The organism is Sulfuriferula multivorans (genome assembly GCF_003851125.1).
Classification (GTDB): domain Bacteria; phylum Pseudomonadota; class Gammaproteobacteria; order Burkholderiales; family Sulfuriferulaceae; genus Sulfuriferula; species Sulfuriferula multivorans.
The window spans coordinates 1-24,513 of sequence record NZ_BGOW01000020.1 but is presented as its reverse complement, the minus strand read 5'-3'; the positions used below and the strand labels follow the sequence as shown (position 1 = coordinate 24,513).

The following is a 24,513-nucleotide window of genomic DNA, read 5'->3' as shown; positions in this document are numbered from 1 at the left end:
TTCGAATTTAAGCGGACTGGGGTCCGCTGGGCTATGCAATCAAGGCGAGAAGTGCGCCATAACCTTGGATGCGCCCGCAATATGGCACACATGGGGAAACCGCAAACCACGGCCACAGAGCCGCGCAGGCGGTAGCAGTAAAACAAAGGCCGAGTATCTCTCGGCCTTGTTATTTGCGCGCTATTTGGCACAGGGTGTTAAGTAGCTTTGCACATGGACAGACGGTTTGGAATGTTTCATTCCATGTGTCCCGATGTTTCAGACCATGTGTCCGCCGTCACGCATTTTACTCGCTGGATCCACATCGCTTCAATAAATTACATTATTTAACATAATATACATTATGCGAAGTTATGGATGGCGAACAGGGCGGCTTTTTCCTGGCTCGTCTGCGCTCAACAATACCGCCAATGCTTGTCTCAGCATATTAAAATTCGTTTGCGAAACTTTTGGCAAGCTTATCTTTTTAAGTCGGCGTGATCTGTGCGTTACCGCACCTTGTACCGCTGCTTGTCACACCTTGCGCTTGAAAATGGATGTTGCATCGCGCTGAGCTTGATCCTGGTTGCGCAGCGCCGGGACTTCATCGTGCTGGACGAAAAAATCATCCGCCTGAGCCTGCATGACCAGCTTGATCGCCGCATCATCACTCAGGCCGAACAATTCAGTAATCAGCGTGGTGACTTCGTCCAGGTACTCTTCATAGGTCATGCGTCAATTCCATAGGGTGGTCAAGCGGCGGCGAGATTGGCAGCCTGTTCCAGATCCACGGTCACTGTGCGCGAAACACCGGATTCCTGCATGGTGACGCCGATCAACTGGTGCGCGGCTTCCATGGTGATGCGGTTATGCGTGATGAACAGGAACTGCACGTGCTCGGACATCTGCTTGACCAGGCGGGCGTAACGCTCCGTATTGCTGTCGTCCAGCGGGGCATCCACTTCGTCCAGCAGGCAGAATGGCGCCGGAGTGAGCTTGAACAGGGCGAACACCAGCGACAGCGCAGTCAGGGCTTTTTCGCCGCCCGACAAAAGGTGTATCGAGCTGTTTTTCTTGCCGGGCGGCTGGGCAAACACCTGCACGCCGGCGTCGAGCAATTCTTCTCCGGTCAAAATCAGTTGCGCCTGGCCGCCGCCGAATAGCGTGGTAAATAACTCGGACATGGACTGGTTGACGGTATCAAACGTGGTTTTGAGCAATTCGCGCGTCTCAGCGTCGATTTTCTGGATGGCTGATTCCAGAGTAGCGATGGCCTGGTTCAGATCGTCACCTTGCGCTATCAGATAGGTTTCGCGCTCCTGCGCGTGTTGTAGTTCATCCAGTGCAGCCAGATTGACAGCGCCCAGATCTTCGATCGCGCTGCCCAGTCGCGCAATTTCTGCATTCAGTCCGCTGACTTTGGCACCCTTTTCCAGACTGGCAAGCAGGCTGGCTTCATCTGCCTGCAAAGCGCTCAGTTGTTCTTCACATTGCACTTCAAGTAGTCGTGACTCTTGCTCATTTAAACGCAATTCCTCCATGCGGTTACGCAAGGGAGTTAAGCCTTGTTCGAGGCGCATGCGCGCTTCTTCCAGCGTGCGCAATTGGGCGGTGGCGGCTTCCAGTTCATTGCGGCGCGAGGCCAGCGCATGTTCTTGTGCCTGGCGCTCGGCAATAGCTTGTTGCAGGGCTGCTTGCTGGTCCGATTCGTCGATGCGGGCTTGCTCGATACCAAGCTGAGCCAGTTGTTCGCTGAGTCGGTTTTTGTTCTCTGAATTAAGTTTAATTGCGTTATTCAGGTCATTGATTTTGTTGTCACATGATTGCAGCGTAAAGCGAATTTCCTGCAATTTACGATCGCTTAAACGCTGCGCTTCGCGTTTCTGGTTGAGCAGGTTTTCAGCATCACTGCGCGCGCGTCGCGCATCATCCAGATGCTCGCGTACAAAGCCAGCCTGGGTGCGGTGCTCGTGTAAGCGTTCGCTGGCGGCCTGCTGTTCAATACGCTCCTGTTCCATCAGTGCTTCTACTTCGGCCAGTTCGGCGGTAATTTGTGCGCTGCGCTGGGTGACGCGCTCCAGCGCCTGTTGCGCGCGCATTGTGTCCATCTGCAATTGATGCTGGCGTTGCTGGGTCTGGTTGAACTGGTTGCGCAAGACGCTGAGATTTTGTTGCGCATGGCGCAACGCATCTTCGCTTTGTGCCAGTTGTTCAGCCAGTGCTTCCTTTTGCAGCGCCGATTCTTCCGTCTCGACGGTTAGCCGTTCGATATCCTTCTGTCTTGCCAGCACCCCTTGCACGGCGGACTGTTCGGCATGAAAGCTCAGCGTATGACGCGTGAATATGTGGCCTTCCGGGCATACCAGCTGAGCATGGGCAGGCAATTGATCGCGTAACGCCAGCGCTGCCGCTGCGGTGTCGGCCACATAAACTTCGCCTATCCAGTCCGCCAGTGCCCCGCCCTGCCCTGTTTTCCATCGCACTTTATCCACAAGTGTGGGCAGCAGGGTACTGGCGGAAGTGGCTGGCACTGTGTGCGGATCATAAAAACTCACGCGGCTGGGAGGAATGTCATTGAGGACACTGGATACATTCGAGCCGGGTTCCGCCAGTGCATTGATGCGTTCCCGCAGAACCGCTTCCAGAGCGGTTTCCCAGCCGGTTTCCACCTCGATTTGTTGCCACAGACGCGGCAGCGAGGCGAGCTGGTGTCGATTGAGCCAACCATCCAATTTGGTATCGGCATCCAGATGCGCCTGAATCTTGTTGAGGCCGGCAAGTTGGCCTTCGGCCTGATGCAGGCGGCGCGTGACATTTTCCAGTTGCGCGCGCAGTTGCTGGCGCTGAGCTTCCAGCGCTGGAAGATGCTGCTGGGCCGCGTCAGTCTGTTCGCGCAGATTTTCCAATGTCTCGGTAATGGTTTCGAGCTCAGCCTCGGCGGTGCCCAGCGCCACGCGGTCGGGCTCAGGCAGGCCGCGCTGCTCGTGAGTCAGGCGAGTATGGCGCGATTCCAGCTGCTGCAGGGTTTTTGCGCTGTGCTGGTGATGAGTTTCGTCGATCTGGTGCGATTGTTCGCTGAGCGATAGTTCGCGCTGCAAATCGGCAACACGCCGTTGGGTATCGGCAAGCAGGCTTTCCACCTCGGGCAGCGTGTTGCTGGCCTCGGCAGATTCGATTTCGGCGTCTGCCAGCGCGGCGTCCGTGTCCTGCAAACGTTGTTGCCATTGCGTCAGGCTGGCAGCCATGTCGTTGTGCTGTTTTTCCAGGCTGTCGCGCTGTTCGGTGAGATGATGGATTTGGGCAGCCAGGCGCGCACGCGTGTCGGCGAGATGGCGCAAATTTTGCTCCAGTCGCGAGACTTCCGCAGACGCAGCGTAAAAATCACCCTGCGCGGTGTTCAGTGCATCGGTGGCGGCATAGTGCGCGGTGCGGGTTTCCTCGATTTGCAGCTCGGTCTGGCGCAATTGCGCAGTTTGCGCCTCGATTTGCCTGCCCGTCTCCTCGATCTGGCGCGTAAAGCGTTCGCGCGCGGCCTGCGCGTCGCGTTTTTTGACCAGCCACAGCATTTGCTGCGCGTTTTTCAGTTCGGTTTGCAGTGCAAGGTATTGCTGCGCCACCAGCGCCTGCGTCTGCAGACGGACTATCTGTTCGGTGAGTTCGCGCCGGATGTCATCCACGCGCAGCAGGTTTTCGCGTGTGTCCTTCAGCCGGGATTCGGTCTCGCGGCGGCGTTCCTTGTATTTGGAGATGCCTGCCGCTTCTTCCAGAAAGCCGCGCAACTCATCCGGCTTGGCTTCGATGATGCGCGAAATCATGCCTTGCTCGATAATGGCGTAGGAAGTCTTGGTGCCGAGGCCGGTGCCGAGGAAAATATCGGTCAGGTCGCGGCGCCGCACATGCTGGTTATTGACGTAGTAACTGGAATCGCCGTTGCGGTTCAACACGCGCTTGACCGATATTTCGGCATACTGCGTCCATTGTCCGGCCGCGCGCCCCAAGCTGTTGTCGAACACCAGTTCAACGGACGCCCGCGACACCGGCTTGCGCGTGCCGGAGCCGTTGAAAATCACGTCCTGCATGGATTCGCCGCGCAACTGCTTGGCCTGCGATTCACCCAGCACCCAGCGTACCGCGTCGATCACATTGGATTTGCCGCAGCCATTCGGTCCCACCACACCGACCATCTGGCCGACAATGGGGATGTGAGTGGGGTCAACAAAGGATTTGAACCCGGCAAGTTTGATGGCGGTTAAACGCAATTTTTACGAAGTGATGCGAGAATGGTTTTTATATTTTTGTAATTTTACCTGAATCGGACGCGATTGATGTTTTACCTTGGACTGGATTTTGGCACATCGGGTGCGCGAGCCTGTGTCATCAATGCTGCCGGCGGCGTGGCTTTCGAGGCAAGCGTCAAATATGTTGTTCCGCAACAACAGGATACTGCTGACTGGCGCGCAGCCCTGTTCGATCTGCTGGCGCAAATACCACGTGCGCAACGGGCAGCGCTGGCCGCCATTGCCGTAGATGGCACCTCCGGCACCGTGCTGCTGGCCGATGACGCACTGGAGCCGCTGGCACCGGCTTTGCTCTATAACGATACGCGTGCCAGTGCGGGGACGGATGGCGTGCCATTACCAGGCAGCCTCGCCAAAGGCATGTGGCTGATGCAACAGGCAGGCACGGTTCACGCACGCTATTTCCTGCACCAGGCCGACTGGCTGGCCGCGCTGTTGACTGGCGTTGGCGGCATGAGCGATTACCATAACGCACTCAAAACCGGTTTTGACCCGTGCACCCTGGACTGGCCGGCCTGGATACAGGCGCTGCCGATAGCGCAACTGTTGCCGCGCGTGGTCCCACCCGGCACCCCGCTAGCCCGCATCAACCGCCACCCGGCACGCCATTTCAATGTCAATCCTGCCTGCATCGTGCGCGCAGGCACCACCGACAGCATTGCCGCCTTCATTGCCACTGGCGTTGCACAACCCGGTGACGCCGTCACTTCGCTGGGCACCACCCTGGTACTGAAGCTGCTCTCGACGACGCGGGTCGAATCCGTCGAATATGGGGTATACAGCCACCGCTTCGGCAATTTATGGCTGGCGGGCGGCGCATCCAATAGCGGCGGTGGTGTGTTGCGCCAATTTTTCACCGATGCCGCTCTGGTAGAACTGAGCATGAAAATCCATCCCGACCAGCCAAGCGGGCTCGACTACTATCCCTTGCCCCGGCCCGGCGAGCGCTTTCCCGTTCACGCCCCGGCGTTGCTGCCGCGCCTGGAACCGCGCCCGGTGGACGACGTGCGATTCCTGCACGGCATGCTGGAAGGCATCGCACGCATCGAAGCCCTGGGCTATGCCAGACTGGCCGAATTGGGTGCAACGCCATTGCGGCGCGTGATCAGCGCCGGGGGTGGTAGCAAAAATGAAGTCTGGCGCCACATCCGCGAAAAGCAGCTGGGAGTGCCCGTCGAAACGGCTCAACAGGGTGAGGCCGCATTCGGCGCGGCCAGGCTGGCCCAGGCAGGCGTAAAATCCTTCCCATGATCCACATTACCCGCACACTCTCGATCCCTGACAGCGAAATCCAGGAACAATTTATCCGCGCCTCCGGCCCGGGCGGTCAGAACGTCAATAAAGTATCGTCGGCGGTACAGTTGCGCTTCGATGTCGCTCGTTCCCCTTCTCTGCCCGAGGCGGTGCGCGCCCGGCTGACCGTGCTGGCTGGCCGGCGCATCAATCAGGAAGGCATACTCACCATCGAAGCCCAGCGTTTTCGCACTCAGGGCCGCAACCGCGACGACGCACGGGTGCGCCTGGTTGAACTCATCCGTCGCGCCACCGAAGTCCCCGAACTGCGCCGCGCAACCAAGCCGACCCGGGCTTCGCAAAGACGCCGGCTGGAAAGCAAGCAGAAGCACGGCGATACTAAAAAACAACGCAGGTCAGTGGGACCATCGGATGGGTGATCATCGGATCTGTTAACCGGCCTCTTCAATAATTAACAGGCGGATTTGACGCTGCTAAGCTGTCGCTAATAAATAGAATCAGGTCGAGGCGAAAAATGATACTTGCCCTACAGAATGCGGTTCGGTTGCATAACCAAGGCTCACTGATATGGCAGAGACGCAGTTTGATGCTGTTCGGGTTCATGTTAGCGATGCTGCTGACTGGGACAGGAGTTTGGATGACGCGCGCAAATGCGGCGCCGACAGCATCGCCGTCACCCACTACCCCCGCTGTAACGTTTGACGGCAAGACCTATACCAACTGCCTGATCCACAGCCGTGATCCGTATCTGCTGCTGCACGCGCACAATCCGGTGGATTGGTACCCGTGGGGGCCGGATGCGCTGGAAGCAGCCCGGCGCGAGAACAAGCCGATCTTCGTCTCTATCGGCTATTCCACCTGCTACTGGTGCCATGTGGCCGAGCGTGAAATCTATTCCAACCCGGAGATCGCCAAACTGATGAATCAATGGTTCATCAACATCAAGGTGGATCGCGAGCAGCGTCCGGACATCGACCGCATCTACATGCTGGCTACTCAGATCATGACCGGTGGCGGCGGGTGGCCCAATAATGTATTTCTCACCCCGGATCTCAAGCCCTTCTATGCGGGCAGCTATTTCCCGCCGCAGGATCAGGGCAAGCTGCCCGGGTTCCCGGCGCTATTGAAAAGCATGCACCATGCCTGGATTGAAGATCACGCCGAAGTTGTGGCACTGGCAGATCAGGTTTATCTGGCTTTGCAGCAAACCGAGCGCGGTTCCGCTACGGCAGGCTCGGTAGCCCTGGCGCCGCAGCAATGGCGGGATAGGGCGATTGCCGAGGCCGCAAGCAACTTCGATGTATTTGATGCGGGTGTCGGCGTGCGTGCCAGCAAGTTCCCGCAATCGCCGCTGCTGTCGATGCTATTGAGTACCGGCACGCTCAATCGTGATGCCAAAGTGCAAGGCATGGCCACGCAGACGCTGGAGGCCATGGCTGAAGGCGGCGTCATGGATCAGCTGGGAGGCGGCTTCCATCGCTACAGCATCGAGCCGAGCTGGTCCATTCCGCATTTCGAGAAAATGCTCTACGACAATGCGCAGCTACTCGGTCTGTATGCACACGCCTATGCAATCACCAAAAACCCGCTGTACCGGCAGGTTGCGTTGCGCACCGCACACTACATGACAACTGAGATGCAAGCACCGGGCGGCGGATTTTATAGCGCGCAGGATGCCGAAGTAGATGGCAGCGAAGGCGCCAGTTACATATGGACGCATCAGCAGATCGAAGCGATACTGGGGGTCGCTGATACGCAGCGTTTCCTGACGCTGTATCAGTTGGTCCCGATGCCGCCGGCGCCAGCAGGACATAAGCAGCCCGAGGGTAACGTGCTGCGCCTGCAACGCGACCAGGCTCAGAAATTGGCACAAAAAAACCAATTGGCAACGGCCATCGAAATGTTACGGCCACTGCGGGACAAGCTGCTGAGCGCGCGCCAGAAACGTACTCAACCCGCCCGCGACGAAAAGATCGTCACCGCCATCAATGCGCTGGCAATCATCGGTTTTGCCCAAGCCGGTCACTGGCTGCACGATCCTGCGCTGACCAAGGTTGCACAGCACAATGCCGACTGGCTTTGGCAACACACTTTCGATCCGGCAACAGGCGATCTCAAGCATCAATTCTTTGCAGGCCGCCCCGGCGGCAGCGGCTTCCTGGACGACTACGCCTTGCTAGGACAGGCCTGCCTGACGCTGCACCAGCAAACCGGCGATGCCGTGTGGCTGGCACGTTCCCGCCAGATTGCCGATGCCATGCTGCAACGCTTTGCCCGGCCCGATGGCCAGTTTGTAGAAACCCAGGATCAGAGCGATTTACTGCTCTCTCCTCCGGCGGAGGGGGATTCAGTGCTGCCGTCGGGGCAGTCTTCTTCCATCGTGCTGCTACTGGAGTTGTCCATCGCCACCGGCGATGCTCGTTATGCAGGTGCCGCGCGCCGGGAACTCTCATCGCTGTCGGCGCAAGTCGCTGCGGATCCCTTCAATTGGGGCGCTCTACTGGCTCCGCTAAACCAGCCGCCGTTGATTACTGCGCTGCAGAAAACGGCTTCGTCAGATACAGCCAAAACAGCGACGCCGGGGTTTCCGAATTCCGCCGATCATGTAAGCACCACGGCGCGTCTTGTGCCATCCAGTACCGGCGCCGATCTGATTGTGACCATTGATATCGAAGCGGGCTATCACATCAATGCCAATCCGGCTTCCGACCCCAATCTGATCCCCACGCAATTTTTGCTCGCGGAATATCCGGAGCTGAAAATAAAATACCCGGCAGCGCAGATGTTCAAGGCCCCGTTTGCGCCGCAAGGTATCGCGGTGTACGAGGGTCGTATCACGCTATTCGGACAATTGCCGCAAAAAGCGCTTCGACAACCAGTTAGCGCAAGCCTGCGTATCCAGGCCTGCAACGACAAGGTGTGCCTGGCTCCGGCAACCGTGGCGGTACCGGTCCAGTGAAAAGAATGGGCTTGCCATGATCATGAGCCATGCGACAAAAGACTCAACGCCAGCTGAACATTTTGGCGATGCTGGCATGACCGGCGAACTGATGCCATAAGGCTATGATCACGTGGCCATACAGATAAATCCACATGACGGTTGCCAGGGTCGAATGAACTTCCATCATAGTGTGCACATTGGGGGTCACGACATCATCAGGCCATAAGCCGATGTAAAGGATGCTGCCGGTGACTGCCATGGCCGTGGCAATCAACAGTCCCAGACCGTGTATCGTTCCGGCCAGCGGCCCGGTATCCGCCAGTGCTTTCCATTTCAACGTCAGAAAATGGCCGGTTTCGGTCGTCAACGCCTTGCGACCTGCAGCATTCGTCCATGGAAACAGCTGTCCTTGTCCTTCGCGTTTGAAATTCGCCAGCCGGTAAATCCAGCTCACCAGCAAGACGGCCATTGCAGCCAGACCCACCCATTCATGCCATTCGAACCAGAATGCGCCGGCCTGACTCATCGGTCGCTTGTTTGCCGGATGTTCCATCACCAGGCTGACAATAAGCTGAAAGGTAATGGTCAGAGCGATCAATGAATGCAGAATGCGTGTTGTGCGGCTGTAAGTCATGCGTACTCCTGATTGATAGATTGGTGTTTTCGATTTTCATTCAAATGAATGAGCGGGGAGTTACATGCTGGGTGGCATCGAAATCCAGATGTTACGCCACAACGATTTTCTCCAGCCCCTCTGCAGCTTTCGGATATTCCATTTTCAGACCTTCCAGCGTATCGCAAATCACATTGGAAATAACCAGATTGCGCTGCAATTTCGAATTGGCAGGCACGATAAACCACGGCGCGTGCCTGGTGCTGGTGGCGGAGATAGCATCGGTATAGGCATCCATATAGTCACCCCACTGGGCTCGGCTGGCGAGGTCGCTGGGATTGAACTTCCATTGTTTGCTCGGCGTATCGCGGCGCTCGATCAGGCGTTGTTTCTGTTCATCCTTGGATATATGCAGATAAAACTTCAGTATCGTGGTGCCATTTTCGACAAGATATTTTTCGAACTCATTGATCTGTTGATAACGCGCCTTGCAGGTATCGGCGTCAATCCAGCCGTTGACGCGGGTAATCAGCACGTCTTCATAGTGGCTGCGATTAAAAATGACGATTTCGCCCCTGGCGGGTGTTTTTGCGTGGATGCGCCACAAAAAGTCATGCGCCAGCTCCTCCGCTGTAGGTGCTTTGAAACTGGCGACTTTGACACCTTGCGGATTGACGCCATCGAACACCATGCGAATAGTGGAATCCTTGCCTGCGGTGTCCATTGCCTGCAACACGATGAGCAACTTGTGTTTGCTTTCCGCGTAAAGCAATTCCTGCAGGGATTCGAGCCTGACGCGCAAGGCTTCCAGCTCTTCCCTGGCGTTATCCTTGTCGCCATTGATGAGCGACTTGTCGTCGGATTCGAACTGACTCAGCTTGAATTTGTTGCCGGGTTTTATTTCGTAGAGTTTGGTGTTCATTTGTGAGTGTCTTTTAAAATTCTGCTTCGCCTGAATATCCCAATAATAGCCATAAATATGGACTTTGAGCTTTTTAACGGCAATCGAATTGCATCGAGGTTACGGAACTATCTAAAAACTCGTGAGTCCTGCTATCCATAGCATCCACCACCAAATTGGACACCATTGCCATGTCGGGAAATTCACTTGCTCACCAGGCGTTTCAGTCACTGCAACAACATGTTTCGCAACACATCATCGGTCAGGAAATCCTGGTGGAACGGCTGCTGATAGCGCTGCTCGCCGATGGTCACCTATTGGTCGAAGGTGCACCCGGTCTTGCCAAAACGCGCGCCATTAAAGTCCTGAGTGAAGGGATTGAGGCTGACTTTCATCGCGTGCAATTCACGCCCGATCTGTTACCCGCCGATCTCACCGGCACCGATATTTTTCGCCCGCAGGATGGTTCGTTCCAGTTTCAGCGCGGTCCGCTGTTCCACAATCTGGTGCTGGCCGACGAGGTGAACCGGGCGCCGGCAAAGGTGCAATCGGCGCTGCTGGAAGCCATGGCGGAGCGGCAAATCACCGTGGGTACCACGACCTATCCGTTGCCCACACTTTTTTTGGTCATGGCCACCCAGAATCCCATCGAGCAGGAAGGCACCTACCCGCTGCCGGAAGCGCAACTCGACCGTTTCCTGCTGCATGTGAAGGTCGATTATCCAAAGGCCGAAGCCGAACGACAGATACTGCAACTGGCGCGCGCTGAAGCAGTGCAACAACTGCGCAAGACAGCGCCTCCGGTGACCAGACTCAGTCAGCAAACCCTGCTCGCTGCGCGCCAGGAGGTGCTAGAGGTTTACATGGCCGACAATCTGGAACGTTATCTGGTCGAGATTATTCTGGCCACCCGCAACCCTTCATCCTACAGCGCCGACCTGGGCAGCTGGGTGCAGTGGGGGGCCAGTCCGCGCGCCACGATCGCCCTCGACCGATGCGCGCGCGCCCATGCGTGGCTGGCGGGACGCACCTATGTGGGGCCCGAAGATATCCAGGCGCTGGCTTTCGATGTGCTGCGCCATCGCGTTTTATTGAGCTATGAGGCAGAGGCCGACGGTCACACCCCCGATCACTTTATCGAGAAACTGATCGACCTGATTCCGGTACCATGATTCCCGCGTTCGGGCGCCACCAGCCCGCCTTTGCTGATCGGTCTTCCATTCCTGCAGGCACGCCAAGTCCAGACGATGGCGTGGTACGGGTCAGCCTGTCTTCCCTGATTGCCCTGCATCACGATGCAGAATCCCTAGTGCTCCAGCCCGGGCGGATTCGTTCCCCAGTCAGCGGCGGCTACCGTTCACCATTCAAGGGACGCGGCATGGAGTTCGATGAGGTGCGCCCCTACATGCAGGGCGACGATGTGAGGATACTCGATTGGCGCGTCACCGCTCGTACCGGCCGCCCGCATACCAAGCTGTTTCGCGAAGAACGCGAGCGTGCCGTGCTGCTCTGGGTTGACTTGCGCCACACCATGTTTTTTGCCACCCAGGGCGCATTCAAGGCGGTGCGCGCTGCCCAGGCGGCGGCCCTGCTGGGGTGGCGTGCCGTGAGCCAGGGCGACCGGCTCGGCGCCCTGCTGTTCTCCGAAACAACGCATATCGAACTGCGCCCCAAGCGCGGCAAAGCTGCCCTGCTGCACGTGCTGAGCCAGATTGCCAAGCATGCCGCCTGGCAACAGCGCGCTGCTCCCAATGATGCACTGTCGGCTGCCAATGCCCTGAACCAGACGCTGGTGCGGCTGCGCCGGGTAGCGCAGCCGGGCAGCCTGATTATCCTGATCAGTGACTTTGCTCGCCTCAATGGACAGGGAAGCGCGCATCTGGCCCGGCTATCCCGACATAGCGATCTCATTCTCGCCGACATCCACGATCCGCTGGAGGCCGAGCTGCCGCCGCCCGGACATTACCGGGTGAGCGATGGCGAGCGTTTCCTGGCCCTGGCAACCGAGGATACGCAGTTGCGCGAGCGCTACCGTGAGGGTTTTATCCAGCAACAGGCTGTGCTGCAACAGCTATGCCGCCGCTATGGCATGACCCTGCTGTCGCTGACCACCGCCGAAAACCCGCTGGCAGCACTTCGAGGCGGATTGGGGATGCGCAGATGAATCCGGCATTGAGCCAGCTGCATGATATTCATCTGCCCGCGCGCATCTCCTGGTGGCCGCCGGCACCGGGATGGTGGCTGCTGCTTGCGATTGTCCTGCTGGTGACGGGTATTTTATATGCCGTGCATCGGCTGCGTAACCGCAACCACTGGCGCCGTTTTGCATTGATGGAACTGACCCGCCTGCGTGAACAGCATGCGTCGCAACAATCCACGCATCGAGCCGTGGTGAGCGAACTGTCTATCCTGCTGCGCCGTGTAGCGGTGAGCCGGTTTCCCCGCGCAGAGGTGGCGGCACTCAGCGGTGATGCATGGCTTGTCTTCCTAGATCGCGGCCTGGGTGAAAACGCCGCGTTTCAATCGGACGCCGGGTGTCTGTTAACCAGCATTCCGTATCGCCCGGAAATGGCTATCGATTCGGGCACGCTGAGCGCCTTGTTTGCGCTGGCCGAGCGCTGGCTGAAGAAGCTGCCGAGAGGCAAGAAATGATCAGCTTCGAATGGCCGTGGCTTTTTCTCGTTTTACCGCTGCCGCTTTTGGTGCGTTTTCTGCTGCCGCGCGCCGATGCAGTCAAGGAAGCCGCACTGCGCGTACCCGGGCTTGATCCGTTTGCCCTGGAAAGCGCTTCAAAACCGGCCAGGCTGGCGCTGTGGCGCGGCCGTGCATGGATCGGCGCCTTGGCCTGGTTGCTGCTGGTGACAGCTGCAGCGCGGCCGGTATGGGTGGGCGACCCCATCGACTTGCCAGTCGGCGGACGCGACCTGATGCTGGCGGTGGACCTCTCCGGCAGCATGCAAACCCCAGATTTCGCCATTAACGGGCAGCGCGTCAGCCGCCTCGATGCCATCAAGGAGATCGCCGGCGACTTCATAGACCGGCGCGTCGGCGACCGCATCGGATTGATCCTGTTCGGCACCCAAGCGTATTTGCAAACCCCGCTGACTTTCGACCGCAAGACGGTGCACGACATGCTTGACGAGGCCGCCATCGGTCTGGCCGGCGAGCAAACGGCGATCGGCGATGCCATCGGCCTGGCGGTAAAACGCCTGCGCGAACTGCAGCAGGGCAACAAGGTGCTGATCCTGCTCACCGACGGCGTCAGCAACACGGGCGAATTGACACCGCTCAAGGCGGCAGAATTGGCTGCCAAGGAAGGCGTCACGATCTATACCATCGGCATCGGTGCCAGTGAGATGCAGGTGCCTTCGTTGTTCGGCATGCAAAGCGTCAACCCGTCCAGCGACCTCGATGAAGATACGCTGCGCGCTATCGCCAAGGAAACCGGCGGGCGCTATTTTCGTGCCCGCGACACCGAACAGCTGAACCAGATCTACAGCATCCTGGATAAGCTGCAACCGCTCGATCAGCAGAAGCAGACTTTCCGTCCGCACAAGACATTGTTCTACTGGCCTCTGGCCTTCAGCCTATTGCTGGCCGGATTGCTCGTGCTGCCAATTGCGCGAAGGAGATGAAGCCATGGAAATGATTTCGGCATTTCACTTTTTGCGTCCCCTGTGGCTGCTCGCCCTGCTTCCCTTGATCCTGTTGCTTTGGCTGATGTGGCGTCGGCGCCTGGTCAGCCGCAGCTGGCAGCGTGTGGTCGATCCGCGTTTGCTGGCGCATCTGCTGATCGGGAAAAATGCCCGGCAAGGCCCATGGGCCATGGTTGCTGTCGGCCTCGGCGGCGTGCTGGCGATTGTTGCGCTGGCCGGTCCGGCATGGCAGAAACTGGCGCAACCGGTATTCCGCCAGCAGTCGGCGCTGGTGCTGGTGCTCGACTTGTCGCGCTCGATGGACGCCACCGATATCAAACCCAGCCGCCTGGAACGCGCAAAACTGAAATTGCGCGATATTCTCAACCAGCAAAAGGAAGGTGAAACGGCGCTGATCGTCTATGCAGCCGCGCCGTTTGTGGTCAGCCCGCTGACCACCGATGCACAGACCATCGTCAGCCAGCTGGAGGTCCTCACCCCCGCGTTGATGCCGGCACAGGGCTCTCACCCCGGTCGTGCAATCGGCCTGGCGCAGAAACTGTTGAAGCAGGCCGGCGTTGCCCACGGCGGTGTGCTGCTGATTACGGATGGCCTCAACGGCAGCGAATCCGATTCGCTCAAAACTGCCATCAGCCATCTGGTCGAGGCCGGGCACCGGCTGTCGGTATTGGGTGTCGGCACCCCTACTGGCGCGCCGATCCCGAATCCTGCGGGTGGATTTGTGACCAACGACAGCGGTGCCATAGTCATTCCCCGGCTGGACGATGCCCGCCTGGCCACGCTTGCACACCAGGGCCACGGCGCCTACCGGCGTCTGAGTCCCGACGACAGCGATTTTCACGCATTACTGGCGCCATTCAAGCTCCCACTAGGCCAGCAGCAAGATATCAAGGTCCACGGCTTGATGAGCGATCAGTGGCGCGACGAAGGCCCGTGGCTGCTGCTGCCGCTACTGCTGCTCGGCGCGCTGGCTTTCCGCCGTGGCTATCTCGTTGTGTTGCTGCTGATCATCCTGCCGCAGACGCACCCGGTTTATGCGTCTGGATGGAGCAGCCTGTGGCAGCGCGACGATCAGCGCGGGCAGCAGGCCATGGATGCCAAACAACCGCAACTTGCCGCCAAACTTTTCCATGATCCTCAGTGGCGTGCGGCGGCCGATTATCGCGCCGGCAATTACCAGGCTGCGCTGGATAGCCTGAAAGGCATCGACACCGCCGAAGCTGATTACAATCGCGGCAATGCGCTGGCGCAGCTGGGGCGCCTGCCCGAGGCGCTGCAAGCTTATGATGCAGCCTTGAAACGCGACCCCAAGCTGGGCGATGCCAGCTACAACCGCAATCTGGTTGAAAAATTATTGAAAACACAACAACAAAAAAACCAACAGAAAAACCAGCAACAGAGTCAGCAAAACGCCGGTAATCCGCAGCACTCTTCGCAGAACGGACAGCAAGGAAAATCCTCAGGCCAATCGCCGCAATCGGCGCAGGGCAATCAGCAGTCTAAAAATGAATCTGGTCAGTCCGGACAGAATCAGGGCAACACGGACAAACAGAAGCCAGGTGCCGGGCAGCAGCAGAACAATACATCCGGGCAGACAGGAACACAGCGCCCGGACCAGGCCGCACCGGCACAGGCTCAGGGTCAGGCACAGCCATTGCCGCAGGCGGCGGACCAGAACCCGGCGTCTTCCGGCAATGCGCAAGTCGCGACCGATGCGCAGCAACGCAAGCAATTGCAACAGGCAGACGAACAATGGCTGCGGCGTATCCCGGATGACCCAGGCGGCTTGTGGCGGCGCAAGTTTCTTTATCAGTACAAACAGCACCAGCAATTTCAACAGAGTGAAAAACAGCCATGGTAAAAGCTCGTTTTAATCAGTTTCTGATTTTCCTGATCGCAGCATTGTGTGTGCTGTCCTGCACACCGGCATCGGCTTCATTACAGGCCCAGGTGGACCGCAATCCGGTCGCCATGAATGAATCGTTCAACCTCACGCTAAGCAGTGACAGCAGTAGCGGAGAACCCGATCTGAGCGCATTGAAGCGCGACTTCGATGTGCTCGGGCAAAGTAAAAGCAGCAGTTTTCAGATCATCAATGGCCAGATCTCTCACAATACCCAGTGGCAGATCAGCCTCGTGGCGAAACATGCCGGACAGCTACAGATTCCGGCGATCCCCATCGGGGGACAATCCAGTGCACCGATCAATCTCACTGTCTCCGCCGCCAATCAGGCTGGCACCGCACAACAGAGCAGAGATCTGTTTCTGGAAGTCAGCGCAACCCCGCAGACGGTGCATGTGCAGCAACAGATCATCTTTACCGTACGACTGTATAGCGCCCTCAGTCTGGGGGAAGGCAGCAGCCTGAGCGACCCCACCTTCCCGAACATGGATGCGGTGGTCGAACGACTGGGCGCCGACCATCCGTTTGAGGTGATGCGTAATGGTCAGGCCTATTCGGTGATTGAACGGCGTTACGCTGTTTTTCCGCAAAAGAGCGGGCAATTCAGCAGTGCTCCAATCGTCTTTGACGGCAGTGTCGTCGAAGCGAATCAGAATGGCGGCGGCTTCATGTTCAACCCTTTCAGCCAGAGCACGCGCCAGCTGCGCCTGGATTCCAAATCCGTCGCGTTCACGGTGAAACCGGTTCCTCCCGGCTACGACATTCGCCAATGGCTGCCGGCCAGCAATCTGCAACTGACCGAGCAATGGTCGGAAAATCCGCCCAAATTTACCGTGGGCGAGCCGATCACACGCACGCTGACGATTACAGCGAACGGCCTGACCGCGACACAATTGCCGGCAATGGATAGCGGAAAAATTGACGGCCTCAAGCTCTACCCGGATCAACCCACACTGAAAAACGGTCAGGATGGCAACGGCATCATCGGCACGCGCGAGCAGAAAATCGCCTACATTCCCACGCGTGCCGGCAATGTCACCCTGCCGGCCATCGAAATCAAATGGTGGAACGTCAATACCAATCAAGCGGAGGTGGCACGTTTGCCTGCGCGCAGCATCACCGTTCTCCCCGGCAGCCCGAATCAGGTATCCGCGCCGCCGCCCTCCCCGGCTCCCCTCGTGACTCAAGCACCTGCATCAACGACTTTATCCAGCAATGTCCCTCGATCTTCCGGCGCGCTCGTCAGCGGTTCTCAGCGCTGGTGGCCGTGGCTGGCATTGTTGCTCGGTTTGGGCTGGCTGATCACACTGCTCGCTTGGTGGTGGCGGGCGCACCAGAAAACGCCTTCAGCCGGGGCCGATGCGGCATCGGAAGAAACGCTCGGCAAGCTGGAAAAACAATTCAGGAAAGCCTGCATGGAGAACAATGCAGCGCAGGCGAAAACGCAATTGCTCGCCTGGGCAAAACAGCGCTGGCGCCAGGCGCCACCCGCCAGTCTGACCGCCCTGGCACGCCTGTGCGAGCCTGAACTGGCCGATGCCATTACCCAACTGGATGGTGCGCTATATGCGAAAACGCAGGCGCAGTGGCATGGGGATGTCTTGTGGAGTTTATTTAACCAGCACAAACCGGGCGGTAAACCGGTTAAAACAAAAAACACCGATTCTCTGGAGCCGCTATACAGAAATTCATAATGAGGGGTTAACGTAGCCAGTAATTCGTGCCCGGACTATGAATAACAATATGAAAACCAGGTTCATCATTGCCATGTTTTGCTTGTCTGGCATGGCGTCTCCGGCCCTTGCCAGCGACGCCAGCCTGATGAACGCCATTGACGCGCTGAGTCATGGTTGGGCCAAAGTCAATTATCAAACGCCGAAAAAGGCACGGGCAGCCGCATTCCAGCCGCTGATCAGTCAGGCAAACAGCCTGCTCGAGACCTATCCCGATGCACCCGAAGCCATGATCATGGACGCACTGATCCTGTCCAGCACAGCCGCAGTCGAAGGCGGTGTGGATGCGCTGATCAAAGTGAGGCAAGCGCGTGAATTGCTGCTGCATGCAGAAAAAATCAACCCGCAGGCACTGGATGGCGCTGTTTACACATGTATGGGCAGTTTGTACGCCAAGGTACCGGGTTGGCCAATTTCCTTCGGCGACAAGGCTAAAGCCCGCAAGTACCTGAAAAAGGCATTAAAAATTGATCCGGGCAGCATCGATGCGAATTATTTCTACGCCGATTTTTTGGCCGATCAAGGCGAATATGCCCAGGCCATTTCTCATCTGCATCTGGTTTTGCAAACCCCGCCGCGCACGGGCCGTGAAGATGCCGATAGCGGGCGTCGCGATGAAGCAACCAAACTGCTGGCCAAAATCAATATGGCGCATAAACAGGAAATCGCCGCGCACTGAAACTCAGCTCTCGACAAATTCCAGCGCATTGCCATCCGGGTCGCGGCAAAACAGCGCGGACCGGCCGGACTGACTGGTGGTGTAGGCCACACCGGCATTGTCGAGACGTGCCTTGAGTTGGGAAATATCTGTGACGGCAAGCGCGATGTGGCGGTCGCGCCCGCCATGTTCGGGGCGCGTCAGACCCGTCTCAGGGTTGGGCAGGCAGATTAAATGTATCTGACATGCACCGATGTCGTACCAGACCCCTGTAAAACTCATTTCCGGACGCTGAGGACTGGCGCTCAACCCCAGCACACCTTCGTAAAAATTCCGAGCGTCGCTCAGGTCATCGACCAGTAGCGACGCATGCAGCAAGCGCGTAACAATCGTCATACCGTTTCTTCCTTGTGTTCCATGTGGCCGGAAAACAGGCTGGCGACCACAATCATCGCGGCGCCCAGCCATTCCTTGCCGTGCAGCAATTCGCCCGCCAGAAAATAGGCAGACAGCGCCGCTACCACCAGTTCAAACAGCAGTATCACAATGGCGCGGTTGGCTGCCACGTGCATCAATCCATACTGAATCAACAACGTGACGCCCAGCATGGCAAAAGCCACCAGCACCAGGCCGCCCCAGATCATCGGGCCCAAGTGCGTCAAGCCTGCAAAAGAATCCGGCTTGAGCAACAGCAACGGCAACGAAATCAGGGTTGCACCCAGCCATACACCGAGCGATTTGGCCTCGATGCTGATATGGCTGGCGCGGCGCGACAACACGTTGGTCAGAGCAAAACTGAAACCGGCGGAGAGCCCCATCCATTCTGCCCAATTCGCCGGCAGCGGCAAACGCCCGTCCGGCTGCCAGAGCATGATCACGGCACCCCCCAGCGACAGCAGCATGATCAGGTAACCCACGCGCCCCAGACGCTCGCCCAGAATCAACCGTGAGAATACGATGGTCCACAATGGCGCCAGGTAAAACAGCAGCATCACGCGCATGATCTCGCCGTCGATGACTGCCAGCACATACGCGATATTGGTCCAGCCCGAACTGAACACAATCGCCAGCCATAACCCCATGCTGCCGCGCAAGGTACGCAAGGCCTTGAAATAAAATGGCACACCGATCAGCAGCGCCAGCCCGTAAGTGATGAAGGACGCCATCAGGCCGGACACCCCCGCCTCGCTCAGCAGGCGGTAGGGGTACCAGATCAATCCCCACAAAGTGGCGCTGGCAAGCAACGCGAGAACGGGTAAAAACGAGTTTTTGTTTGAGTGCTTGGTTGTGTGCTGCATTATAATTACGCTTTTTCCATCGTTTGCGGCCATGAACCCATACCTCGACCGCCTCCAGCCTTATCCGTTCCAGAAATTACGCGAGCTGTTCAACGGCATCACGCCGAACCCGCAATATACGCCGGTCAATCTTTCCATCGGCGAGCCCAAGCATGCCACGCCGCAGTTTATCAAGGATGCGCTGATTGCCAACCTGGACGGACTGGCGAGCTACCCGCTCACCGCGGGCGTGGAAGCCTTGCGTCACGCGATTTCCGCCTGGATTGCCCGTCGTTACGGCATTCCCGCACCCGATGCCAGCACCCAGATATTGCCGGTGAACGGCAGCCGCGAGGCGCTGTTTGCGTTTGCGCAGACGGTGATCAACCCGTGCTTCGCCAGCCCGGTGGTAATTTCGCCCAACCCGTTTTATCAGATTTACGAAGGCGCGGCATTGCTGGCCGGCGCGCAACCGCATTATCTGCCGACACTACCGGAAAATGGTTACCGCATGGACTTCGCCAGCGTGCCGGAAACCGTGCTGGCACGCACCCAGCTGGTTTATGTGTGTTCGCCCGACAACCCGACCGGCCGGGTAATGGACCTGGACGATTGGCGCGAACTGTTCGAATTGTCCGACCGCCACGGTTTCATTATCGCCGCCGACGAGTGTTATTCGGAAATCTACTTTGACGAAACCCTGCCCCCGCTGGGCGCGCTCCAGGCCGCGCAGCAACTGGGGCGCAGCGACTACAAAAATCTGGTGGTGTTCTCCAGCCTATCCAAGCGCTCCAACGTGCCGGGCATGCGTTCCGGCTTTGTCGCGGGCGATGCGGCGCTGCTCGCCAAATTCCTGCTCTACCGCACCTACCACGGCTCGGCGATGTCGCCGACCATCCAGATGGCCAGCGTGGCTGCGTGGAACGATGAGGCGCATGTGATCGAGAACCGCCGCCTGTACGCGGAAAAATTTGCCGCCGTGCAACCGTTGCTGGCGCAAGTGATGCCGGCGCCGATGCCCGATGCTGCGTTCTACCTGTGGGCACAGGTGCCGGGTGGCGACGACACCGCCTTCGCCCGCAGCCTGTACCGCGATTACCACGTCACCGTGCTGCCGGGTTCATACCTGGCGCGCGACTTTGCCGGGGTAAATCCGGGCAAGGGTTTCATCCGCATTGCCCTGGTCGCCCCGCTGGCCGAGTGCATTGACGCTGCACAAAGAATTTATCAACTACTCGAACAACACACTTCAACCAATTAAAAGGAAACAAAAATGACCGAAATCCAGCAACTCATTGAAGAAGCCTTCGAGCGCCGCGCCGACATCAACCCGCGCAACGCCGATGCCAAACTCAAGGACGCCGTCGCCCACGTCATCGAAGAACTCGACAAGGGGCACCTGCGCGTTGCGTCCAAGGAAAACGGCGAATGGGTCACCCACCAGTGGCTGAAAAAAGCCGTGCTGCTGTCGTTCCGCCTGGAAGACAATTACTTCATCAAGGGCGGTTTCACCAATTATTTCGACAAAGTGCCGTCCAAGTTCGCCGACTACAACAGCCGCGATTTCCGTGACGGCGGCTTCCGCGTGGTGCCCCCCGCCGCTGCGCGGCGCGGCTCATTCATCGGCAAAAACGTCGTGCTGATGCCGTCCTACATCAACATCGGCGCGTATGTCGATGAAGGCACCATGGTCGACACCTGGGCCACCGTCGGCTCCTGCGCCCAGATCGGCAAGAACGTCCACCTGTCCGGCGGCGTCGGCATCGGCGGCGTACTTGAACCGGTGCAGGCCAACCCCACCATCATCGGCGACAACTGCTTCATCGGTGCGCGCTCCGAAGTGGTCGAAGGCGTCATCGTCGAAGACAACGTGGTGATTTCCATGGGCGTCTACATCGGCCAGAGCACCAAGATCTACGACCGCGAAACCGGCGAAGTCATGTACGGCCGCGTCCCCGCCGGCTCCGTCGTGGTCAGCGGCAACCTGCCTTCCAAGGATGGCAGCTACAGCCTCTACTGCGCGGTGATTGTGAAGAAAGTGGATGAAAAGACGCGCAGCAAGGTGGGGATTAATGAGTTGCTGCGGGGGATTTAAGGCTGATTTTGGTTGAAGGGTTGGGGGCGATTATCGGAAGAAGTTAATCGTGCCTGAGCCCGTTCATTGATTCAGTCCACATGCGAATGCTGTAGTGTTTCACCCGCAGCTTGCCTCGAACTTGATCAAGCAGTCGAGGTGGCTGACCTGTGGTGTTTTTATCGACAGAATTAGGGGGCGGAATTATTTTAATCTATTTAAAAACAAATATTTGCAATAATTTTTTTGAATTACACACCGCTCGCTGCGCTCCCGGCTAACGCCCCTTCGGGGTGTCGCTCAACTCGAACACGTTAGAGCTTTTGAGGAAGTTACGAATGGTTGAGAAAATTGGAACAATACGAAACCCTCTGACTATCATTGCAATATTTGCGGCGATCGCAGAGATAAGCGGTACAGCCGTATTGCCGTTCATCACAGATGCGAATCAAGGAACTTACGTTTGGTTCCTCATGATCTTTCCACTACTGTTGATAGTTCTGTTTTTTGTCACCTTAAATTTCAATCACAAGGTTTTGTACGCACCCTCCGACTTTAAGAACGAGGAAAACTTCTTTAAATCGCTTAGCAATGCATCGCCCACAGAGAAGGCTGAGAAACTCAGGAATGAAGTTCGTGAGATTGAGAACGAATCCGCACAAGAAACAAAAGATGCTGCACCATTGCTCCCAGAGCGAGATGCCGCAGCAATCTCCACAAATGCACAGCGCGACATTCGCGGTCGCTACCTGTTGGCTGAGGAGTTAGTACTTAACAAACTTTCCAAAGAGTTCGGGCAGTCAGTGCGCCGAGATGTGAGGTTCCCCACCCCTGGCCGTACTTTCATATTTGATGGCGTTGTAATGAACGACGAGAAAGTCACTGCCATCGAGGTCAAGTACTTCAGAAGTGCCCGCTCCATCTCACCAAGATTTAGAGAGGTATTTCATAGCATCCTTGATGCTGCAGAGCGTCTGCCGGATTCGGTGCGCAATAACTTCACATTAGTTTTAGCAGTGGCTACCGATGCACCAAGTTCTGATTACGATGAACTCGTCAAACGATTGCACTCGCTCATTGGAATCACCCCATTCCCAGTTGAGGTTCGAATTTTCAGTCTTGAAGAGTTGGAAAAGGAGTTCAATCTTGTCGCCTAGCTCTAACCTGTCAGTCAAGCGGGACTGCGCAAAAGCGCGCAGCCCCTTACTTTTACGTTGGGCATAACAGAATGCATCAAGGTTTTATCAGTTATCTCGTTGCATTTAACATCGTTTATTTTGGAACCAATGGTTACCTCGATCTAAAAATGCCAGAACTTGATCAGACATGGATATTGTGGTCTCTGCCAAGCATTCCTCTGTTTCTGCGTCTTATTATGCTTTGGTGGTTTTATGAGTTTTGGTCCGAAGTACTTTCTGAGGGGGAAAGGGACACTGAGTCTGGAAGGATTCTCAGCCTTACACTCTGTGGATTTTCTGTTTCTGCATTCTTTGTGCTGATTGCCACAAACCCTACATTCGTAGATAAGCATATAGATATCGAATTGCCGACATATTTCATGCTAATCAGCTCTGTCGGATTATTCGGGGCATTCTCTATCGAGGCCTACAAACACAGGCGGTGGCAGCAGCAATTGTGTTTAGGCTTAGAGGAAGCTGGTCGTTTCAGTTTATTGGCATCTATCGCTACGCTTATGTGGGTATCTCAATTCTCAGATCGCCTTAAGTTTATCGTAATTGCCGTCTGTACTCTGATGTGGAGTATAGATTTTCTTCATCGAATGAGTATGTGGGTTGAGTTTCTTTCATCTAAGAGGAGATATAAAAATGGCCACCAATGAAGACAATAAAGGGAAAGGTAATGCACCAACCGACATCAAGAAACGCCCTGAGCGACTCATTGAAAGTCGAGATACATTTATGTTGTGCTCTACTCACAACATACGGTACCCGAAAGGAGCAGCTTGTCCTGCCTGTGTGAGCGAAATCAAAAAACGCTAGTCATATCAGATTTATGCCCAACAAATCATTCAACCCGGACTGGCGCAAAAGCGCGCCAGCCGGTTAATTCAAACTACAGCAACGCCATATGGCACAGGCAGGCACCGCAGGGTCAGGCCTTGACTTTTGCCTTAACCATAAGCCAGCGAACGGCGTTGTCAGGTCTAACATTCCAACAAATTAACCATCCTAATCGGCCCGGTCAGCCCGAATGGCTACTGCGATTACTTCTCGCCGAAATCCTGATTTAGATAACAGGTACAAAAAAATGGGCGTTTAGCCTCTTTTTAATGTGTGCTGATGGCTGCGGGTAGGCCGCGTTTACAGGTGTCATTGTCGAAGTAATAGCATTTGCTGCACGAGTTGCCATCCGGTGAATCGCTGCGCAGCCCGAAATGTAGTGTTTGCTCAGGTAAGGCATCCGGTCTGTCGGTTGCTTGCTTTACTCCGCCGCGTTTCCTTGTGATTTCGTATCAATAATGGTACATTTTCGTATGAGCCAAAAACCCAGCCTCGACGTCCGGTTCTTCAGAACTGAAGCCGGTACGGAGCCCGTCCGGGATTGGTTGCGAACACTTTCAGCCACGGGCAAAAAAGCGATTGGCGAGGACATCAAGACGGTGCAGTTTGGCTGGACACTCGGGATGCCTTTGGTAGCTCATGTGGAAGGTGGCATTTGGGAAGTGCGAACGCGCCTGGATGGCAGAATTGCCAGAACGCTGTTCGTGACAGAAGGCGGGATGATGATCCTGCTGCACGCTTTCATCAAAAAGCAGCAGAAAACACCCAAGCCAGAGTTGAACCTCGCACAAGAGCGATTGAAACAGTTAAGGGAGACAGAAATGAGTAATGCACACGTCGGTAGCGCCTTCGATGACTTCCTTGCCGAAGAGGCGATGCTTGATGAAGCGACGGCAGTCGCCGTGAAGCGGGTAATCGCCTGGCAAATCGCGCAGGAGATGGCCGCTCAGAAACTGACCAAAACGGCGATGGCCAAAAAAATGCACACCAGCCGGGCTGCACTGAATCGCTTACTGGATGAAACGGACACCAGCCTCACGCTCACCACACTGGCGAGCGCAGCAGCGGCTTTGGGTAAACAGATGCGCTTCGAACTGAGCGGGACTTAACCAGAGGGTGTAAATAATTTTGTGTAAACGGTCATTAGGCAGGAGACTGCCACCTCCAAAGGAAAACCATGACCAAACGCAAAGTAGTACAGCCCG

General features: G+C 56.9%; 22 protein-coding genes. 16 read left to right on the top strand and 6 right to left on the bottom strand.

Annotated elements, in window-relative coordinates; all coding sequences use genetic code 11:
• Positions 1 to 513 precede the first annotated feature (513 nt).
• Complete coding sequence (locus EI185_RS11185) at positions 514 to 711, bottom strand: hypothetical protein (RefSeq protein ID WP_124705241.1); 198 nt, start codon at positions 709 to 711, stop codon at positions 514 to 516.
• A 20-nt stretch (positions 712 to 731) separates the two neighbouring features.
• Positions 732 to 4,238, bottom strand: a complete 3,507-nt coding sequence (gene smc / locus EI185_RS11180; RefSeq protein ID WP_124705240.1) for a chromosome segregation protein SMC — start codon at positions 4,236 to 4,238, stop codon at positions 732 to 734.
• Between the two features lie 66 nt (positions 4,239 to 4,304).
• Between smc and EI185_RS11175 the strand changes: the two genes are divergently transcribed.
• From EI185_RS11175 to EI185_RS11165, 3 genes are all read left to right on the top strand, one after another.
• On the top strand, positions 4,305 to 5,528 hold the full coding sequence (locus EI185_RS11175) for an FGGY-family carbohydrate kinase (protein WP_124705239.1): 1,224 nt from the start codon (positions 4,305 to 4,307) through the stop codon (positions 5,526 to 5,528).
• Positions 5,525 to 5,950 carry an alternative ribosome rescue aminoacyl-tRNA hydrolase ArfB gene (gene arfB / locus EI185_RS11170; RefSeq protein ID WP_124705238.1) on the top strand — a complete coding sequence of 142 codons (426 nt, stop codon included), beginning with the start codon at positions 5,525 to 5,527 and terminating at the stop codon, positions 5,948 to 5,950. Before EI185_RS11175 ends, arfB begins: the two co-directional genes overlap by 4 nt.
• 218 nt (positions 5,951 to 6,168) lie before the next feature.
• Positions 6,169 to 8,490, top strand: a complete 2,322-nt coding sequence (locus EI185_RS11165) for a thioredoxin domain-containing protein (protein ID WP_189836379.1) — start codon at positions 6,169 to 6,171, stop codon at positions 8,488 to 8,490.
• A gap of 43 nt (positions 8,491 to 8,533) precedes the next feature.
• Here the strand turns inward: EI185_RS11165 and EI185_RS11160 are convergent, their stop codons facing one another.
• Positions 8,534 to 9,106 (bottom strand): cytochrome b/b6 domain-containing protein, encoded by a 573-nt coding sequence (locus EI185_RS11160; RefSeq protein WP_124705236.1) that lies wholly within the window; start codon positions 9,104 to 9,106, stop codon positions 8,534 to 8,536.
• Between the two features lie 91 nt (positions 9,107 to 9,197).
• Positions 9,198 to 10,007, bottom strand: a complete 810-nt coding sequence (locus tag EI185_RS11155) for a polyphosphate kinase 2 family protein (protein ID WP_124705235.1) — start codon at positions 10,005 to 10,007, stop codon at positions 9,198 to 9,200.
• Between the two features lie 170 nt (positions 10,008 to 10,177).
• On the opposite strand from EI185_RS11155, the gene EI185_RS11150 reads away from it, so the two are divergent.
• From EI185_RS11150 to EI185_RS11120, 7 genes are read left to right on the top strand one after another with little or no spacing between them, the layout of a single operon-like run.
• The gene (locus EI185_RS11150; protein ID WP_124705234.1) at positions 10,178 to 11,158 is read left to right on the top strand and encodes an AAA family ATPase; all 981 of its coding nucleotides are present in this window, start codon (positions 10,178 to 10,180) and stop codon (positions 11,156 to 11,158) included.
• A complete protein-coding gene (locus EI185_RS11145; protein ID WP_124705233.1) occupies positions 11,155 to 12,150 on the top strand; it encodes a DUF58 domain-containing protein in 996 nt (331 codons plus the stop codon). The genes EI185_RS11150 and EI185_RS11145 overlap by 4 nt, the downstream gene beginning before the upstream one ends.
• Complete coding sequence (locus EI185_RS11140) at positions 12,147 to 12,638, top strand: DUF4381 domain-containing protein (protein WP_189836378.1); 492 nt, start codon at positions 12,147 to 12,149, stop codon at positions 12,636 to 12,638. Before EI185_RS11145 ends, EI185_RS11140 begins: the two co-directional genes overlap by 4 nt.
• The gene (locus EI185_RS11135) at positions 12,635 to 13,621 is read left to right on the top strand and encodes a vWA domain-containing protein (protein ID WP_124705231.1); all 987 of its coding nucleotides are present in this window, start codon (positions 12,635 to 12,637) and stop codon (positions 13,619 to 13,621) included. The genes EI185_RS11140 and EI185_RS11135 overlap by 4 nt, the downstream gene beginning before the upstream one ends.
• A 4-nt stretch (positions 13,622 to 13,625) precedes the next feature.
• A complete protein-coding gene (locus tag EI185_RS11130) occupies positions 13,626 to 15,503 on the top strand; it encodes a VWA domain-containing protein (protein WP_124705230.1) in 1,878 nt (625 codons plus the stop codon).
• Complete coding sequence (locus tag EI185_RS11125) at positions 15,497 to 17,239, top strand: BatD family protein (protein ID WP_124705229.1); 1,743 nt, start codon at positions 15,497 to 15,499, stop codon at positions 17,237 to 17,239. Before EI185_RS11130 ends, EI185_RS11125 begins: the two co-directional genes overlap by 7 nt.
• Positions 17,240 to 17,288: 49 nt before the next feature.
• Positions 17,289 to 17,957 carry a tetratricopeptide repeat protein gene (locus tag EI185_RS11120; protein WP_124705228.1) on the top strand — a complete coding sequence of 223 codons (669 nt, stop codon included), beginning with the start codon at positions 17,289 to 17,291 and terminating at the stop codon, positions 17,955 to 17,957.
• 3 nt (positions 17,958 to 17,960) lie between these two features.
• Here the strand turns inward: EI185_RS11120 and EI185_RS11115 are convergent, their stop codons facing one another.
• Both EI185_RS11115 and EI185_RS11110 read right to left on the bottom strand, forming a co-directional pair.
• Complete coding sequence (locus EI185_RS11115; protein WP_124705227.1) at positions 17,961 to 18,332, bottom strand: VOC family protein; 372 nt, start codon at positions 18,330 to 18,332, stop codon at positions 17,961 to 17,963.
• Positions 18,329 to 19,234: a DMT family transporter gene (locus EI185_RS11110; protein ID WP_124705226.1), complete on the bottom strand. Its 906-nt coding sequence runs from the start codon at positions 19,232 to 19,234 to the stop codon at positions 18,329 to 18,331. Before EI185_RS11110 ends, EI185_RS11115 begins: the two co-directional genes overlap by 4 nt.
• A 31-nt stretch (positions 19,235 to 19,265) precedes the next feature.
• On the opposite strand from EI185_RS11110, the gene dapC reads away from it, so the two are divergent.
• The 6 genes from dapC to EI185_RS18195 all read left to right on the top strand — a co-directional run bounded on the left by dapC (position 19,266) and on the right by EI185_RS18195 (position 24,417).
• Positions 19,266 to 20,474, top strand: a complete 1,209-nt coding sequence (gene dapC / locus EI185_RS11105) for a succinyldiaminopimelate transaminase (protein WP_124705225.1) — start codon at positions 19,266 to 19,268, stop codon at positions 20,472 to 20,474.
• A gap of 12 nt (positions 20,475 to 20,486) precedes the next feature.
• Entirely contained in the window at positions 20,487 to 21,308 is an 822-nt protein-coding gene (gene dapD / locus EI185_RS11100) for a 2,3,4,5-tetrahydropyridine-2,6-dicarboxylate N-succinyltransferase (protein ID WP_124705224.1), read from the top strand.
• Positions 21,309 to 21,625: 317 nt separating this feature from the next.
• On the top strand, positions 21,626 to 22,444 hold the full coding sequence (locus tag EI185_RS11095) for a nuclease-related domain-containing protein (RefSeq protein ID WP_124705223.1): 819 nt from the start codon (positions 21,626 to 21,628) through the stop codon (positions 22,442 to 22,444).
• Between the two features lie 71 nt (positions 22,445 to 22,515).
• Positions 22,516 to 23,127: a hypothetical protein gene (locus EI185_RS11090; RefSeq protein ID WP_124705222.1), complete on the top strand. Its 612-nt coding sequence runs from the start codon at positions 22,516 to 22,518 to the stop codon at positions 23,125 to 23,127.
• Positions 23,114 to 23,287: a hypothetical protein gene (locus EI185_RS18050; RefSeq protein WP_189836377.1), complete on the top strand. Its 174-nt coding sequence runs from the start codon at positions 23,114 to 23,116 to the stop codon at positions 23,285 to 23,287. The genes EI185_RS11090 and EI185_RS18050 overlap by 14 nt, the downstream gene beginning before the upstream one ends.
• 494 nt (positions 23,288 to 23,781) lie before the next feature.
• Entirely contained in the window at positions 23,782 to 24,417 is a 636-nt protein-coding gene (locus EI185_RS18195; protein WP_223247794.1) for a type II toxin-antitoxin system RelE/ParE family toxin, read from the top strand.
• The last annotated feature ends 96 nt before the right edge of the window (positions 24,418 to 24,513 follow it).

Bases quoted from the DNA above. Each gene is read 5' to 3' on its own strand.
- EI185_RS11185 (WP_124705241.1), bottom strand. From the start codon at position 711: ATGACCTATGAAGAGTACCTGGACGAAGTCACCACGCTGATTACTGAA.
- EI185_RS11175 (WP_124705239.1), top strand. From the start codon at position 4,305: ATGTTTTACCTTGGACTGGATTTTGGCACATCGGGTGCGCGAGCCTGT.
- arfB (WP_124705238.1), top strand. From the start codon at position 5,525: ATGATCCACATTACCCGCACACTCTCGATCCCTGACAGCGAAATCCAG.
- EI185_RS11165 (WP_189836379.1), top strand. From the start codon at position 6,169: ATGACGCGCGCAAATGCGGCGCCGACAGCATCGCCGTCACCCACTACC.
- EI185_RS11160 (WP_124705236.1), bottom strand. From the start codon at position 9,106: ATGACTTACAGCCGCACAACACGCATTCTGCATTCATTGATCGCTCTG.
- EI185_RS11155 (WP_124705235.1), bottom strand. From the start codon at position 10,007: ATGAACACCAAACTCTACGAAATAAAACCCGGCAACAAATTCAAGCTG.
- EI185_RS11150 (WP_124705234.1), top strand. From the start codon at position 10,178: ATGTCGGGAAATTCACTTGCTCACCAGGCGTTTCAGTCACTGCAACAA.
- EI185_RS11145 (WP_124705233.1), top strand. From the start codon at position 11,155: ATGATTCCCGCGTTCGGGCGCCACCAGCCCGCCTTTGCTGATCGGTCT.
- EI185_RS11140 (WP_189836378.1), top strand. From the start codon at position 12,147: ATGAATCCGGCATTGAGCCAGCTGCATGATATTCATCTGCCCGCGCGC.
- EI185_RS11135 (WP_124705231.1), top strand. From the start codon at position 12,635: ATGATCAGCTTCGAATGGCCGTGGCTTTTTCTCGTTTTACCGCTGCCG.
- EI185_RS11130 (WP_124705230.1), top strand. From the start codon at position 13,626: ATGGAAATGATTTCGGCATTTCACTTTTTGCGTCCCCTGTGGCTGCTC.
- EI185_RS11125 (WP_124705229.1), top strand. From the start codon at position 15,497: ATGGTAAAAGCTCGTTTTAATCAGTTTCTGATTTTCCTGATCGCAGCA.
- EI185_RS11120 (WP_124705228.1), top strand. From the start codon at position 17,289: ATGAAAACCAGGTTCATCATTGCCATGTTTTGCTTGTCTGGCATGGCG.
- EI185_RS11115 (WP_124705227.1), bottom strand. From the start codon at position 18,332: ATGACGATTGTTACGCGCTTGCTGCATGCGTCGCTACTGGTCGATGAC.
- EI185_RS11110 (WP_124705226.1), bottom strand. From the start codon at position 19,234: ATGCAGCACACAACCAAGCACTCAAACAAAAACTCGTTTTTACCCGTT.
- dapC (WP_124705225.1), top strand. From the start codon at position 19,266: ATGAACCCATACCTCGACCGCCTCCAGCCTTATCCGTTCCAGAAATTA.
- dapD (WP_124705224.1), top strand. From the start codon at position 20,487: ATGACCGAAATCCAGCAACTCATTGAAGAAGCCTTCGAGCGCCGCGCC.
- EI185_RS11095 (WP_124705223.1), top strand. From the start codon at position 21,626: ATGGTTGAGAAAATTGGAACAATACGAAACCCTCTGACTATCATTGCA.
- EI185_RS11090 (WP_124705222.1), top strand. From the start codon at position 22,516: ATGCATCAAGGTTTTATCAGTTATCTCGTTGCATTTAACATCGTTTAT.
- EI185_RS18050 (WP_189836377.1), top strand. From the start codon at position 23,114: ATGGCCACCAATGAAGACAATAAAGGGAAAGGTAATGCACCAACCGAC.
- EI185_RS18195 (WP_223247794.1), top strand. From the start codon at position 23,782: ATGAGCCAAAAACCCAGCCTCGACGTCCGGTTCTTCAGAACTGAAGCC.